Origin of the sequence: Pseudoclavibacter sp. RFBG4, from assembly GCF_002931515.1 — a bacterium.
Classification (GTDB): Bacteria; Actinomycetota; Actinomycetes; order Actinomycetales; family Microbacteriaceae; genus Pseudoclavibacter.
Genome location: NZ_PSYC01000020.1, coordinates 187,320 through 202,028, shown reverse-complemented (window position 1 = coordinate 202,028; position 14,709 = coordinate 187,320). Strand labels below are relative to the sequence as shown.

The following is a 14,709-nucleotide window of genomic DNA, read 5'->3' as shown; positions in this document are numbered from 1 at the left end:
CGCTGCTACTCCTTCTCGGTGCCGTCTTCGTCAGTCTGGAAGCGCGCGAACTCCGCGCGCTGGGACACAAGCTGCTCGCGGGCGGTGCGCTCGGCATCCGCGCTCTGCTGCTCCACGTCGGGGTCGCCGAACAGGCCATCCGCAACGAGATCCATCGCAGCGAGCGTCTCGCGCTCGACGAGCCCGGGCAGGGGCGTCAAGGCGTACTCGCGTGCCTCCCGCATGCGCTTCAGGTAGGCGTGATGCGGGTCGGCGAGGACCTCGTCGATGGTGCCACGGGCAAGAACGAAGCCGCGATCGAGCACCAGTACGTTCTTCGTCAGACGCTCGATCGCGCGGAGATCATGGCTCAGCAGGATCATCGTGCAGTTGCGGGCCACGTTGATGCGCTCGAGCAAGCTGAAGAGCGCCGGCCTCGCGATGATGTCGACGCCCTGCGCCGGCTCATCGACGACCAGCACGCTCGGCTCCACGATGAGGGCCTGCGCGAACGCGACGCGCTGCCGCTGGCCTCGAGACAGCTCGAACGGGAACTTGCCCAGCATGCCGAGCTCGAGGTCGACCGCGTCGATGAGCATGGCCGCAGCTCGCCCGAGACGCTTCCGGTCGAACGAGCGATCACGCGACAGGATGGGCTCCGCGATGTTCTCGGCCACCGTAAGGTCGTTGCGCAGCTGGTCGCCGGAGTCCTGCGCCAGGTAGCCGATGTCCAGATCGATGCGCCGGCGGTCGAGTCGCGACGGGTGGCGCAGGTCCATGCCGACGACCTCGAGCGTGCCACCCGTGATGAACGGCCACTCCCCCTTGCCGGGGCGGCGACGGCCGGACAGGATGCGCCCCAGGGCGGACTTGCCGGACCCGGCGGTGCCCACGACGCCCAGGATCTCACCGGGCTCGAGCTCGAACGAGATGCCGCTGACGGCCTCGTGCTTGCGATTCGACCCGTGCTCGATGTAGGAGATCGACAGGTCGTCAGCGACGACGGCCCGTTGATGATCTGCGCTCGTTGCCATGCCTGGTCTCCCCTTTTGTTCTCCGAACCCACCGGAACGCCCGTCGCTCGGCCTTCGAGCAACGAGCCCACCGTGCGAGCCTAGCCTTCGCGCAGCTCGCGCTTCTGATTCTCGATCGACATGAGCTGCTCGTTCAGCGACCGGAAGCGCTCCGGCTCCGCACGCCCATCCGTTCGCTGCAGCGCACCCAGCAGCTCGGCCTTCCTCCGCAGGAGGTCGCGTTCCACCAGCGATGCGCTCAGCGACCGGACGTACAGGTCGATCTGCTCGTCCTTGCTCCCCGCGGGAATCGACGCCATGGCCAGCTCGGTCACGAGCGTCGTGAACGCCTGGGGCACTTCCTCCCCGATCCGCGTGATCCATTCCATCGAACCGAGGGAGTCTCGTGTGGCGACGATGCCATCGCGCACCGTCGAGAGCGACGCGTTCGTGAAGCCCGCCGCCATGACCTGCTGGAAGCGCTCGTCGGAGAGCCGCCTCGGATGCTGCAGCACCGCCATCAGCGTGTCGCGCTCGAGGCGAGTGACGGGATCGTTCGGCAGGTCGCTCATGCGCACCGCGCGCACTGCGCCGCCGCCGAAGTCGCTTGTGTCCGGCGGGAAATCGTAGCCCTCACCGTCGGGGAACGGCGGCTCCTCCTCGAAGTGACCGGCGGACGGACCGCGCTGCCCGCCCGGTCGAGAGCGCTGGTCGGGCACACGAGCCGGAGCCCGGGTCGCCGCCTGCCCGCGCGGCGCGTTCTTGCTGGCCCCCCTCGCCGCGCGCACGGCCTGCTCCACCTGCACGAGGTCGATCCCGAGCATTCCCGCAAGGCGCCTCGAGTAGCCGGGCCTCATCGCAGGGTCGCGGATGCCTGCGACCACGGGAGCCGCCTGCCGAAGGGCAGCGACCCTCCCCTCGACGGTGTCGAGGTCGTGCCCGAGCAGCTGCTGCGAGATGACGAACTCATACATCGGCATGGGATGGTCGATGAGCTCGCGCACGGCAGCATCACCCCGCGCGAGACGGAGGTCACAGGGGTCGAGCCCGTCGCGCGCGACGGCGACGAACGTCTGCGCCACGAACCGCTGCTCCTCCGCGAACGCGCGCATCGCGGCCTTCTTGCCCGCCTCGTCTGGGTCGAACGTGAAGATCACCTGTCCGCCGGCTGATTCATCGTCCATGATCCTGCGCAGCACCTTGATGTGGTCGACGCCGAACGAGGTTCCGCACGTGGCGACCGCCGTCTGGACACCCGCGAGATGAGCGGCCATGACGTCGGTGTACCCCTCGACCACGACAACCCGGCGCTGTTTGGCGATCTCGCGCTTCGCGACGTCGAGTCCGTAGAGGACCTGCGCCTTGTGGTAGATCGGGGACTCGGGGGTGTTGAGGTACTTGGGCCCCTTGTCGTCGTCATAGAGCTTTCGCGCCCCGAACCCCACCGTCTGACCAGAGGTGTCGCGGATGGGCCACATGACCCGGCCTCGGAAGCGGTCATAGCTCGAGCCGCGCTCGTTGGTCGAGAGCAGCCCCGACTCCTTCAGCTCGGGCATCGTGAAGCCGAGGCCCGCAAGGTGCTTCGACAGGGAGTCCCACCCCTGCGGCGCGTACCCGACACCGAACATGGCCGCGGCACTCGGATCGAACCCCCGACCGCCCAGGAACTCACGAGCGGCCTCCGCCCCGGGTGCCTGCAGCTGCTCGCGGTAGTAGGACTCGGCGGCAGTGTGCGCCTGCAGCAGCCGGAGACGCTTCGAGTGGTCCGGTGCATGACCGCCGTCTTCGTACGTGAGGGCGTACCCGAGGCGACCGGCGAGGCGCTCGACGGCCTCGGAGAAGGTGACGTGGTCGATCTTCTGCAGGAACGTGAAGACGTCACCGGACTCCCCGCACCCGAAGCAGTGGTAGTAGCCGAGCTGCGGCCGCACGTGGAAGCTCGGCGTGCGCTCGTCGTGGAACGGGCAGAGCCCCTTCTTCGACCCGATCCCCGCGTTCTTGAGGGTGACATGGTCGCCGACGATCTCGGAGATGTCCGTGCGAGAGCGAACCTCCTCGATATCGCTCTTGCGGATCAGTGCCATGAAGCCACCCTAGACGGCACCTCCGACGCCGCAGCGAGCCGGTCGTGCCAGACGAGAGCGCCCTTGTCGGTGAGGTTCGCGACCTGGTCGACGACGACCCGCTTGCGCTCGGTGTCGTCACCCGCCGCCCGGAAATCGGCGGCGAACGCCGCGTCGAGATGCTGATCGCCGGTCTGCCAGAACATGTCCGACAGCTCGACCAGGATCTTCCGCTGGTGCTCGTAGATCGGCCGACGCGCATCCAGCGACATGACGAAGCCCGCGACGATGCCCTTGAGCAGCGCGATCTCGGCGCGGATCTCACGTGGCACGACCAGCGAGGCCCGGTACCGGATGAGCGACTCCCCCGGCTGCGCGGCCCAGGTGGCGGCTGTAGCGGCCTTCGCGAAGCGACCGATGAGCTGCGACGTCAGGTTCTTGAGCCCCGCCTGCGCGACCCGCGACCCGTCGTACTCGCGCATCCAGTAGGGCTGCGCCTGCAGGCGAGTGAACGCCTCGTCGAGTTCCTCCTCGGAGAACTTCGACCCCGACCAGTCGGCGGCCGCGTACAGGATCGCCGGACGGTTGGCGAGGTCGTCGAGTTCAGGGAGCGAGACGAACGACTCCACGATGGCGTCTTCGAGGTCGTGCACCGAGTAGGCGATGTCGTCGCTCAGGTCCATGACCTGGGCCTCGATGCTGGTTCGCCCTTCAGGCGCGCCCTGCCGCACCCAGTCGAAGACCGGGCGGTCGTCGGCGTACACGCCGAACTTTCCAGTGCCGCGCTCTGCCCCCGCCTCCCGAGTCCACGGGTACTTGCAGCTCGCGTCGAGGCTCGCCCGAGTGAGGTTGAGTCCGTAGTGCTGGCCGTCGGGGCCGAAGACCTTCGGCTCGAGGCGGGCGACGATGCGGAGGGTCTGCGCGTTGCCCTCGAACCCGCCGATGTCCTGCGCCCACTCGTTGAGCGCCTTCTCGCCGTTGTGCCCGAACGGCGGATGCCCGAGGTCGTGGGCCAGGCAGGCCGTGTCAACGATGTCGGGATCGAGTTCGAGCGTGCCGGCGATCTCGCGTCCCACCTGTGCGACCTCGAGCGAGTGCGTCAGGCGGTTGCGTGCAGCGTCGATGCCCGCCGTCGGCGAGAGCACCTGCGTCTTGGCCGCCAGCCTGCGCAGCGCACTCGAGTGCACGAGCCGCGCCCGGTCCCTGGCGAACGTCGAACGTCGACGGTTCTCGTGGTGCTCGGGAAGGAATCGCTCTCGATCGTGATCGCCGTAGGGACTCCGATCGATCGGCTCAGGGGGAAGCGTCACCCTCAGCCTCCCGAGTGGGACAGCTCGGCGGCGGAGATATTCGCCTTCTGGTCCTCGTTGAGCTCGCGGGACTCGAGCCAGCGGTCCGGCAGCGATGGCCGCTTGGGGGTTCCCGCCCGCCCGCGAGGGCCCTCGGCGTCCTGTCCAGGGTAGGCCTGGTCGCGATCGAGCTGAGCCAGAAGCCCGTCGAGTTCCTCGAGCGTCGACATGAGAGCGAGACCGGAGCGGACGTCGGAGCCCACCGGGTAGCCCTTCAGGTACCACGACATGTGCTTGCGCATCTCGCGGCAGGCGCGGGCCTCCTCCTGGTGGAACTCCGCGAGGAGCTCGGTGTGTCGACGGATCGCGTCCCCCACAGCCCCGAGCGTCGGCTGGATGCGCGTCGGGTCGCCGCGGAAGGCGGCAGCGAGGTCGCCGAAGAGCCACGGGCGCCCGAGGCACCCGCGCCCGACGACGACGCCGTCGCATCCGGTCTGCTCCATCATCCGCAGTGCGTCCTCGCCCGCCCAGATATCGCCGTTGCCGAGCACCGGGATGCTCGTGACGGTCTCCTTGAGCTTGCCGATGGCATCCCAATCGGCCTGCCCCGAGTAGAACTGCGACGCCGTCCGCCCGTGGAGCGCGACGGCTGCGACGCCAGCACCCTCCGCGATGCGGCCGGCTTCCAGGTAGGTCAGGTGATCGTCGTCGATGCCCTTGCGCATCTTGATCGTGAGCGGGATGTCACCGGAGGCCTCCGCGGCCCCCTCGACGATGGCTCGGAAGAGGGAGGTCTTCCACGGCAGCGCCGCCCCGCCTCCACGCTTCGTGACCTTGGGTACCGGGCATCCGAAGTTGAGATCGATGTGATCCGCTCGGTCCTCGGCCACGAGCATCGTGACGGCCTCTCGGACGGTCTTGGGGTCGACCCCGTAGAGCTGGATGCTCCGGACCTCTTCCGACTCGTGGTGCTCGATGAGGCGCATGGTCACTGGCGTCCGCTCGACGAGCGCGCGCGAGGTGATCATCTCCGAGACGTAGAGGCCCGCGCCGTATTCGCGGCAGAGGCGCCGGAAGGCGGAATTCGTGATGCCCGCCATGGGCGCGAGCACAACTGGAACGTCGAGAACCAGAGGGCCGATGCGCAGCGGCTTCGAGTCGAGTGCAGTCAAGGTCATAACCGATCAATTCTCGCAGGTCGAGGCGACTTTCGCACGCACGCCCCGACACGTTGGGACAGGAACCCCTCGTCGGTTCAGATGACGATCTTCAGCTCCGGAGCAGGCTCGAACCGCAGCTCCATCGGACCGGCCGCCGAGGTCGAGACATCGAAGACCAGGTGGACACGGGTCGAGGCGGATGGTGGGAGCTGCTTCTCCTCCGCGGGTCCAGCAGGCAGGTCCGTGCCGTAGGCGGTGGTCTCCTCGTCGGCGATCGACGTCTGCCCCGCCGCGTCTACGAGCTCGAAGAGGTCCGGCGCGAGAGAGATCGACTCACCGCTCCCATTTCGTAGCTCGACGTCGACGACGCAGAACTGGCCAGCGGCGCTCGCGCTGCCACCCTGCCAATCGTGCCGGGGCAGACCGCACTGGATCCCGGTTGCCGACAGCTGCACGCCACCGACGCTCACCGAGCCGCGTGAGAGCAGCTCCGACGTCGGGCCCCGCCAATCGGGAACCGCCGCCGGTGCATCCAGGGTGGCGTCTCCTCGGTCGGTAGCTCGGGCCGAGATGAACACATAGCTGATCACCGCGAGCAGGACAAGCGCTGCCGCGATCGCCAGGAGCACAGGCCGGAACGAGCGACCCGCCCGCGTTCTCGCGGACGGGCGCTCGCTGGTTCCCACGGCGTCCTGCTTCACTCGGAAGGCGCGATCAGGCTCCGAGCAGACGACCCGCGAGGTACGACTCGAGCTGGTCCAGGGCTACTCGCTCCTGGGCCATCGAGTCGCGTTCGCGGACCGTCACGGCGTTGTCCTCGAGTGTGTCGAAGTCGACGGTCACGCAGAACGGGGTACCGATCTCATCCTGGCGGCGGTACCGGCGGCCGATCTGGCCCGCATCATCGACGTCGATGTTCCAGTGCTTGCGGAGCTTGTCGCCCAGCTCGCGAGCGACAGGGCTGAGGCGCTCGTCACGACTCAGCGGGAGCACCGCGACCTTGATGGGCGCGAGGCGCGGGTCGAGCCGCAGAACGGTGCGGATGTCCACGCCGCCCTTGGCGTTCGGTGCCTCTTCCTCGACATAGGAGTCGACGAGGAACGCCATCATGGATCGCGTCAGACCGAAGCTCGGCTCGATCACGAACGGTGTGTAGCGCTCTCCCGAGGCCTGATCGAAGTAGTTGAGGCCGGTACCCGACGCGGTCGAGTGCGACGTCAGGTCGTAGTCGGTGCGGTTCGCGACACCCATGAGCTCGCCCCAGCCGGTTCCCTTGAAGCCGAACTGGTACTCGAAGTCGATCGTTCCGGCCGAGTAGTGCGCACGCTCTTCCTTGGGAACGTCGAAGCGCCGCATGTTGTCGGGGTTCAGCCCGAGGTCGGTGAACCAGTTCCAGCACGCCTCGACCCAGTCCTCGAACCACTTCTGCGCCTCATCCGGGTGCACGAAGAACTCGATCTCCATCTGCTCGAACTCACGCGTGCGGAAGATGAAGTTCCCTGGCGTGATCTCGTTGCGGAACGCCTTTCCGACCTGGCCGATGCCGAAGGGAGGCTTCTTCCTCGACGTGGTGAGCACGTTGTTGAAGTTCACGAAGATGCCCTGCGCGGTCTCGGGACGCATGTAGTGCAGTCCCGCCTCGTTGTCGACAGGACCGAGGTAGGTCTTGACGAGGCCGGAGAACAGCTGAGGTTCGGTCCACTGCCCCTTGGTCCCGCAGTCAGGGCAGACGATGTCGGACATGCCTTCCGGCGCGCGGTTCTTCTTCGCCTCGAACGCCTCGATGAGGTGGTCCTGGCGGTGGCGCTTGTGGCAGCTCAGGCACTCGACCAGCGGGTCGGTGAAGGTCGCGACGTGGCCGGATGCCTCCCAGACCGCCTTCGGCAGGATGATCGAGGAGTCGAGTCCCACCATGTCAGCACGGCCGCGGACGAACGTCTGCCACCACTGCTTCTTGATGTTCTCCTTGAGTTCGACGCCGAGGGGGCCGTAGTCCCATGAGGCGCGAGTGCCTCCATAGATCTCGCCCGCTTGGAAGACGAAGCCCCGCCGCTTCGCGAGAGCGATGACCTTGTCGAGCGTGGTTTGCGCCATTGAGAGAAACTCCTGCTGAGGTGTCGAAGGCGAACCCAGGGTCGTGTCCGCCGCAAGTCGTCAGTCTAGTCAAGCACCAGGCCCGTGAGCGGCTCCATGCCGGAAGGCCGCCCGAGAGACGTTCTCCACAGATCCCGCTCCGCGGCGTTGCGCCTGCTCGGAGGTCTGCAACGATGTCGCGAATCATCTGAACATTCGAATGGCGTTGTCCCCCAGGACGTCGCGCATCCGAAGGGCACCCTCCGTGACTCCCACATCAACGCCGACCAGCACTGTCGACAAGAATCTGATCACCTCGAGTGCGCTGCACACCGGAGCCTGCGCCGTCGCCGCGCTCTTCAGCGGAGCCGGTCTGAGCTCCGCGTCGGCTCTCCTTCTCAGCGATCTGGGGCCGGGCGGTCAGCCGGGCCCCTCGAACGCAGCGTCGGGATTCGAGCTGCTCTGGCAGTTCATCCTCCTGTTCACGGCGCTCCCCTTCTCCGGCCAGCTCAGACTGGGCGTCGAATCGGTCGGCGGCATGTCCCTGACCGACGACAGCGGTCTGACGCTCGGACTGTGGCCGCTCGCGTCCCTGGCGTTCGTCCTGGCGGTGAGCCTCGCGACTGCCTACGGGCTCGAGCGGCGCGGGGTGGATCGAGGCAGTCGCGGGGTGGATCGAGGCAGGCGCGGCAGGCTCGCAGCGACCGCAGTCTCGAGTGGCACGTTCGCGGTCCTCCTCCTCTGCGTCGCAGCGCCCGGCCTGCGTCTCGATACCGCGGGCGCGGCTGCCACCGTCACAGCCCTGAGCCCGGCACTCGCGCCTGTCGCGTTCACGTCGGTCTTCCTGAGCGGATGGCTCGGTCGTTCGCTTGCCGCACGAGGCCGTCCTGGTCGCGCACCTCAGACACCGCTGCTCGGCTCGTGGGCACGGGAGCTGCGCCTCCTCGGCACGGAGCTCGGCATCTACACCGGGATGCTCGCGGTGGCGGGTACGCTCCTCGGCATCGTCGCGATGATCCTCGGCGTCGCACAGTCGGAGAGTCCGTGGACATCGATGCCGGTACTCCTCGCCGCGGCACCGCACCTCGCCCTCACCACCCTGATCCTCGGGCATCTGGGTGCCATCGCCGTGAGCATCCCCTTCGGGCCCAGCACAGTCGCGTCGGTCTTCTCGCCTGAGCTCCCCTACACGTGGCTCGGCCTCCTCCCGGTTGTCGCCGCGACGGTCGCGAGTGCCGTGCTCATCGGGGTCGGTCGGCCCGAGACACGCTTCCCGCAGTGGTCGAGCCTCTGGCGCCTGCCGGCCGCCGCGTTCCTCGTCTGGACGGTCCTCACGTCCGTGCTCCTGCCGGTGGCGCTCACCGGATCGGCATCGGCACTCGGCTTCTCGCTCGGCGACCTCACGATCAGCGTCAGGCCCGCGTTCTGGACTCCGGCGCTCTTCGCGATCTGGGCCCTCGCAGTCGAGCTCCTGGCCTGGGCCCTGCCGAGCAGACTCGCGATCATCGCGCCGCGGCTCTGCTCGCGCTCGGTTGGCTTGCGCGCGCTTCTCGACCGGGGGCATGCGCCGGCAGCCGCCGGCTCGGAGACATGCCCGCGGGTGTTCGCGCAGTCCTCCGCATCCACCCCACCTGCGCCCACTGCTCGGCAGCTCGGGGCCACAGCGCGCCGAAGGCTGCGTCGCGCTGGCGCCGCTCTCGCGATCACGGGGGTCATCTTCGCGGCAGCCGCCATCTCGGTCACCGCCGTCAACGACCAGCGTGGCGCGATCGCGGAAACCCGCCGCTACGTGCAGGCCATCGCCGACGGCAACGCGAGCCTGGCCGGCGAACTCGTCGACCCCGACATCGAGAGCGCTCAGCGGCAGTTCGTGAGCGACGAGATGCTCGCCGCCGCGACCGAGCGGATCATCGTCCTCGACATCATCGAGCTCGAAGCCGCCACGACACCCGCCGCAGAGGGCTGGCTGACTCCGTCGACGCCCGCAGCGGTGGGGTCAACCCGCGAGACCAGGAACGTGCAGGTCACCTACAGGCTCGGAGGGACGACGGAGACCGCCGTGCTCGTTGTCGAACGCGTCGACAACGAGTTCCTGGTGCTCGAGCACTGGCGGATCCTCACACCCCTGGTCTTCGCCTCGGCCGTCGGCACGAGCCACGCGATGGACCTCACGATCGGCTCCGTCACGGTGAACCCCGACCCCGTCGACTCCCGGACCTGGGAAGGCAGTCAGCCGGTGAGCTGGGTGCAGTTCGACGCTTACCCGGCCATCTACCCCGTCACGGGAGCGACCTCCGAGTTCTACTCCACCTCGAACCAGCCAGTGCGAGTCAGCACCGTCGAAGATGACCACGCCGCAGACCGCAACGTCGTCTACACGCCGACCGAGGCGTTGCAGTCCGCGGCGGAATCCGCGGTCACCGCCAAGATCGACGAGTGTGCCTCCTCGACGGACGCGGCCCCCGTCGGATGCCCCTTCAGCACCTACGTCTACGGCGCGAATCGAAGCGTGGACTGGAGCATCGCCATGTATCCGACCGTGACCGTCAGCGACACCTCCGACTCCTTCGAGATCGAGGGAGGAATCGCGACGTACGCCACGACAGGAGAGAGCGGGCGAACGACCAAGGGATCGGACACGATCTGGGAACAGGGCACCTTCACCGTCGACGGAGAGAAGGTCACCGTCGAATTCCGCTGACCTCGCGGCGCGCCCGCCCCGCCGTCTCAGCTGACGTCGGTCGGGGTGGGGGCGTCGACGCGAGTCGGCGCATCCACAGCGCCGCCGAACCTGCGCTCTCGGCCCGCATAGCGCTCGATCGCCTCCCAGAGGTCGGTGCGAGAGAAGTCCGGCCAGAGCGTGTTGAGGAAGCACATCTCGGCGTAAGCAGCCTGCCAGAGCAGGAAGTTGCTCGTCCGCTGCTCCCCGCTCGATCGCACGAAGAGGTCGACATCCGGCATCTCCGGGTCGTACAGGTACTTGGCGATGGTCTGCTCCGTGACGCGCTCCGGTCGCAGCCTCCCCTCTCGAACCTCTTCCGCGATGCGCTTCACGGCGTCGGCGATCTCGAGACGCCCGCCGTAGTTCACGCACATCGTGAGCGTCATCCGCGTGTTGTCCTTCGTCAGGCGCTCGGCAAGCTGCAGGTCCTTGATGACCGACTTCCACAGGCGCGGCTCACGGCCAGCCCAGCGGATGCGCACCCCCCACTCGTTCAGCTGGTCCCGCTGCCGATGGAGGACATCGCGATTGAAGCCCATGAGGAAGCGCACCTCCTCGGGTGAGCGCTTCCAGTTCTCCGTGGAGAACGCGTAGGCGCTGAGGTGCTTCACCCCCACCTGCAGCGCGCCCGCGACGACGTCGAGGAGGGCAGCTTCACCCGCTCGGTGGCCCTCGATCCGCGGAAGACCGCGCTGGTTCGCCCATCGGCCGTTGCCGTCCATGACGACCGCCACATGCGACGGGACCTCGGACGCCTCGAACTCCGGCGGATAGACACCCGTCCAGTCGACCGGCTTGAACGTCTGCGCCTGCCTGCTCCGGCTCATGCCATCTCCTCCGTGCCGGGCTCCGTGCCCGGGTCGCTGTCTCTGTTGGTTGCCGCGCTCGCCGGCTCCAAGCGGCCGAGCAGGCGGTCGTGTTCGAGGACCTGCATCGACCTGAGCTTCTTGTCGAGGTAGTGCTGCGAGTACGCCGAGACGATTCCACTTGCACGTGCCCTGGCCGAGACCTCGATGTCATCGATCATGGCCCAATCGCCGGACAGCAGCGCGCGCACCGCCCGCACCGTCGGCTCGTCCACTCGCACGATCCCCGCAGGAGTGCATCGTTGGCACACAACTCCGCCGAGCTGCACGCTGAATCGCTCGTGCGGCCCCGGGGCCCCGCACCTCGCACAGTCATCGAGCGCTGGGGCCCAGCCGGCGAGCGAGAGCGAGCGGAGCAGATACGAGTCGAGGACGTCCTGAGACGCCCTCGCGCCGAGGGTGAGCGCTCGCAGGGCCCCGATGACCAGCGTGTACTGCTGGGGCGACGGCTCAGCCTCTGCCACCCGCTCGGCGGCCTCGACGATGACGGACGCGGCCGAGTATCTGGAGTAGTCCTCGACCAGGTCCCGACCGTACGCGGCGAGCGTCACAGCCTGCGTGACGGTGTCCAGGTTGCGACCCGCGTAGCACTGCACGTCCACGACCATGAACGGCTCGAGCCGAGCGCCGAATTTCGACGACGTCCGACGGACCCCGCGGGCCACGGCCCGCACCTTGCCACGTTCCTTGCCGAGCAGTGTGACGATGCGGTCGGCTTCGCCGAGGCGCTGGGTTCGAAGGACAACCGCCTCGTCACGATAGGTGGGCATCACCCCAGTATGGCCCTCCGAGCAGGGAGAGCCGGGAACCACGCGTGACTCGGCCCATCGCGGCGCTGTGGGAGCATTGAGACCATGGATTCGCCCGCCACGACGCTCCCCCTCTGGCTGGACCTCACGGCCATCGCCATCGGCGCGATCACCGCGGCCATGGTGGCCGAGCAGTTCCGAGACAAGAAGCTCGACTGGCTCGGCGTCGTCATCATCGGCATCACCGTCGGCCTCGGCGGCGGCATCATCCGCGATCTCCTTCTCGGCATCCGGCCGGTGAGCATGGAGACGGAATGGTTCCTCTTCACAGCTGGGGCGGCGGCACTCGGCGGAATGCTCCTGCAGCGACTGCTTCGACGCATGGACGGCCTGGTCTCGGTCCTCGACGCCGCGGCACTCGGCTTCTTCTGCGCGGTCGGCACGCTCAAGGCCATGAACTTCGACCTCCCGATCCTGCCCACGCTGCTCGTGGGAACCGTGACCGCGGCCGGCGGCGGCGTGGTGCGAGACATGCTGCTCGGGATGCCCGTCGGCATCCTCTTCGTCGGCTCCCTCTATGCCGTGGCCGCGACGGCAGGCAGCGCAGCGTTCGTCCTAGCAGACGCGTTCGGCGTCTCCCAGATCATCGGCATCGTGATCTGCGTCGCGGTGACCTTCGCCGTGCGCATGGCCAGCGTCTGGTTCGGGCTCAGTCTGCCCGAGCAGATCGCGCTGAAGATGCCGCGAATCCGAAGGTCGCCTCGAACGGGCAGGCCCGAGCGGGAGCTGCCCTTCACCGACCAGGAGATCCTCGAGGCGTCGGGCCTGCACGCCCCCGACACCCGACCGATCGACATCATCGAACAGAAACGGGCGGGCAACCCGAGCTCGGAGTGACCTCCGGCCGGGTGCCCGCCCGTTGAACGTGACGGTTGCGCCTACGCGACCGTCGTCAGCTGAGCGTCCAGCTCGGCTTCGGTCTCGCCGCGCAGCGCACGATTCACGCCGGAGACGATCGCCTTGAGCGACGCCGTCGAGATGTCGCTGTCGATACCGACTCCCCAGAGACGCACGCCCGCGACGTCCAGCTCGATGTAGGCCGCGGCGCGTGCGTCGCCGCCGACGGACAGCGAGTGCTCGACGTAGTCGAGCAGCTCGACCTGCAGTCCCTGCTGCCCCAGCAGCTTCATGAAGGCGTCGAGCGGCCCGTTGCCCTGCGAGGCGTGCTCGGCCACTCCCGAACCGTCGCGCAGCGAGACGCTCAGGTCGACGGCCCCGTCGAGCGCTGAGCTCGTCGCCGTGCGGAACAGCTCGAAACGACCCCACTTGTGCTGCTCGCTCTCCGCGGGCAGGTACTCGTCGTTGAAGATGCGCCAGATGGCGTCGGTCGAGACCTCGCCGCCCTCCGAATCGGTCTTGTTCTGCACGACCCCGGAGAACTCGATCTGCAGACGTCGCGGCAGGTCGAGGTTGTGGTGCTCCTTGAGCAGGTAGGCGACGCCGCCCTTGCCGGACTGGGAGTTCACGCGGATGACGGCTTCGTAGCTCCGGCCGAGGTCGCGAGGGTCGACGGGCAGGTAGGGAACCTCCCACGTGAGCTCGTCGACGGACACGCCGAGCGCGTCGGCCTTCGCGGCCATGGCCTCGAAGCCCTTCTTGATCGCGTCCTGGTGCGAACCCGAGAAGGCCGTGTAGACCAGGTCGCCACCCCAGGGGGCGCGCTCCCCCACGGGCAGCTGCGTGCAGTACTCGACCGTGCGGCGGATGCCGTCGATGTCGGAGAAGTCGATCTGCGGGTCGATGCCCTGGGTGAACATGTTCACGCCGAGCGTGACCAGGTCGACGTTTCCCGTGCGCTCGCCGTTCCCGAAGAGGCAGCCCTCGATGCGGTCTGCGCCGGCGAGGTAGCCGAGTTCGGCGGCAGCGACACCCGTGCCGCGGTCGTTGTGGGGATGCAGGGAGAGCACGACGCTCTCTCGCCGAGTGAGGTTGCGATGCATCCACTCGATCGAGTCCGCGTAGATGTTCGGTGTGGACATCTCGACGGTCGCCGGCAGGTTGATGATGACGGGACGCTCCGGGCTCGCGTCGAAGCCCTCGATGACCTGGTTGCAGATATCGACCGCGAAGTCGAGCTCCGTGCCCGTGTAGCTCTCAGGCGAGTACTCGTAGTAGACCTTCGTGTCGGGAACGATCGCCTCGGCTTCACGGCACAGACGGACGCCCTCGAGGGCGATGTCGATGATGCCCTGGCGGTCCTTGCGGAACACGACCTCGCGCTGCAGGACGCTCGTCGAGTTGTACAGGTGCACGATCGCCTGCTTCGCACCCTTCAGCGACTCGAAGGTGCGGGTGATCAGGTGGCCGCGCGCCTGAGTGAGCACCTGGATCGTCACGTCGTCCGGGATGACGTTCTCTTCGATCAGCGAGCGGACGAAGTCGAAGTCGGTCTGGCTGGCCGAGGGGAACCCGACCTCGATCTCCTTGTACCCCATGCGCACCAGGAGGTCGAAGAGCGCGCGCTTGCGTTCCGGGGACATCGGGTCGATGAGCGCCTGGTTCCCGTCGCGCAGGTCGACGGCACACCAGCGAGGTGCGCGCTCGATGCGCTTGGAGGGCCAGGTGCGGTCGGGCAGGTCGACGGCGATCTGCTCGTGGTGCGGGACGTAGCGGTGCGCTGGCATCGATGACGGCTGCTGCATGTTCTTCATTTTTTAGCTCCGGATCACTTCTTCTTGTCGTGCTAAGCCGACAGCAGACTCCGCGGCGAGGGGGCTTAGAGCGAAGCCTCGCCG

General features: G+C 67.8%; 11 protein-coding genes. 2 read left to right on the top strand and 9 right to left on the bottom strand.

What is annotated here, in order from left to right:
- Nucleotides 1-5: 5 nt before the first annotated feature.
- From C5E10_RS06010 to C5E10_RS05985, 6 genes are all read right to left on the bottom strand, one after another.
- Nucleotides 6-1,013 carry an ATP-binding cassette domain-containing protein gene (locus C5E10_RS06010; protein ID WP_104330860.1) on the bottom strand — a complete coding sequence of 336 codons (1,008 nt, stop codon included), beginning with the start codon at nt 1,011-1,013 and terminating at the stop codon, nt 6-8.
- A gap of 80 nt (nt 1,014-1,093) precedes the next feature.
- A complete protein-coding gene (dnaG, locus tag C5E10_RS06005; RefSeq protein ID WP_104330859.1) occupies nt 1,094-3,076 on the bottom strand; it encodes a DNA primase in 1,983 nt (660 codons plus the stop codon).
- Nucleotides 3,067-4,365, bottom strand: a complete 1,299-nt coding sequence (locus C5E10_RS06000) for a deoxyguanosinetriphosphate triphosphohydrolase (RefSeq protein ID WP_236558441.1) — start codon at nt 4,363-4,365, stop codon at nt 3,067-3,069. The genes dnaG and C5E10_RS06000 overlap by 10 nt, the downstream gene beginning before the upstream one ends.
- Before the next feature lie 2 nt (nt 4,366-4,367).
- Entirely contained in the window at nt 4,368-5,522 is a 1,155-nt protein-coding gene (gene dusB / locus C5E10_RS05995; RefSeq protein WP_104330858.1) for a tRNA dihydrouridine synthase DusB, read from the bottom strand.
- A 77-nt stretch (nt 5,523-5,599) separates the two neighbouring features.
- Complete coding sequence (locus C5E10_RS05990; protein ID WP_181062668.1) at nt 5,600-6,190, bottom strand: DUF4352 domain-containing protein; 591 nt, start codon at nt 6,188-6,190, stop codon at nt 5,600-5,602.
- A 28-nt stretch (nt 6,191-6,218) separates the two neighbouring features.
- Complete coding sequence (locus tag C5E10_RS05985; protein ID WP_104330856.1) at nt 6,219-7,598, bottom strand: glycine--tRNA ligase; 1,380 nt, start codon at nt 7,596-7,598, stop codon at nt 6,219-6,221.
- Nucleotides 7,599-7,842: 244 nt separating this feature from the next.
- Between C5E10_RS05985 and C5E10_RS05980 the strand changes: the two genes are divergently transcribed.
- A complete protein-coding gene (locus C5E10_RS05980) occupies nt 7,843-10,278 on the top strand; it encodes a hypothetical protein (RefSeq protein ID WP_104330855.1) in 2,436 nt (811 codons plus the stop codon).
- Nucleotides 10,279-10,304: 26 nt separating this feature from the next.
- On the opposite strand, the gene C5E10_RS05975 is transcribed toward C5E10_RS05980, so the two are convergent.
- Nucleotides 10,305-11,126: an isoprenyl transferase gene (locus C5E10_RS05975; RefSeq protein ID WP_104330854.1), complete on the bottom strand. Its 822-nt coding sequence runs from the start codon at nt 11,124-11,126 to the stop codon at nt 10,305-10,307.
- Entirely contained in the window at nt 11,123-11,935 is an 813-nt protein-coding gene (gene recO / locus C5E10_RS05970) for a DNA repair protein RecO (protein WP_104330853.1), read from the bottom strand. Before recO ends, C5E10_RS05975 begins: the two co-directional genes overlap by 4 nt.
- 84 nt (nt 11,936-12,019) lie before the next feature.
- Between recO and C5E10_RS05965 the strand changes: the two genes are divergently transcribed.
- On the top strand, nt 12,020-12,811 hold the full coding sequence (locus tag C5E10_RS05965) for a trimeric intracellular cation channel family protein (protein WP_104330852.1): 792 nt from the start codon (nt 12,020-12,022) through the stop codon (nt 12,809-12,811).
- Nucleotides 12,812-12,852: 41 nt separating this feature from the next.
- On the opposite strand, the gene leuA is transcribed toward C5E10_RS05965, so the two are convergent.
- Nucleotides 12,853-14,625, bottom strand: coding sequence for a 2-isopropylmalate synthase (gene leuA, locus C5E10_RS05960; protein WP_104330851.1), 1,773 nt, complete (start codon nt 14,623-14,625; stop codon nt 12,853-12,855).
- Between the last annotated feature and the right edge of the window lie 84 nt (nt 14,626-14,709).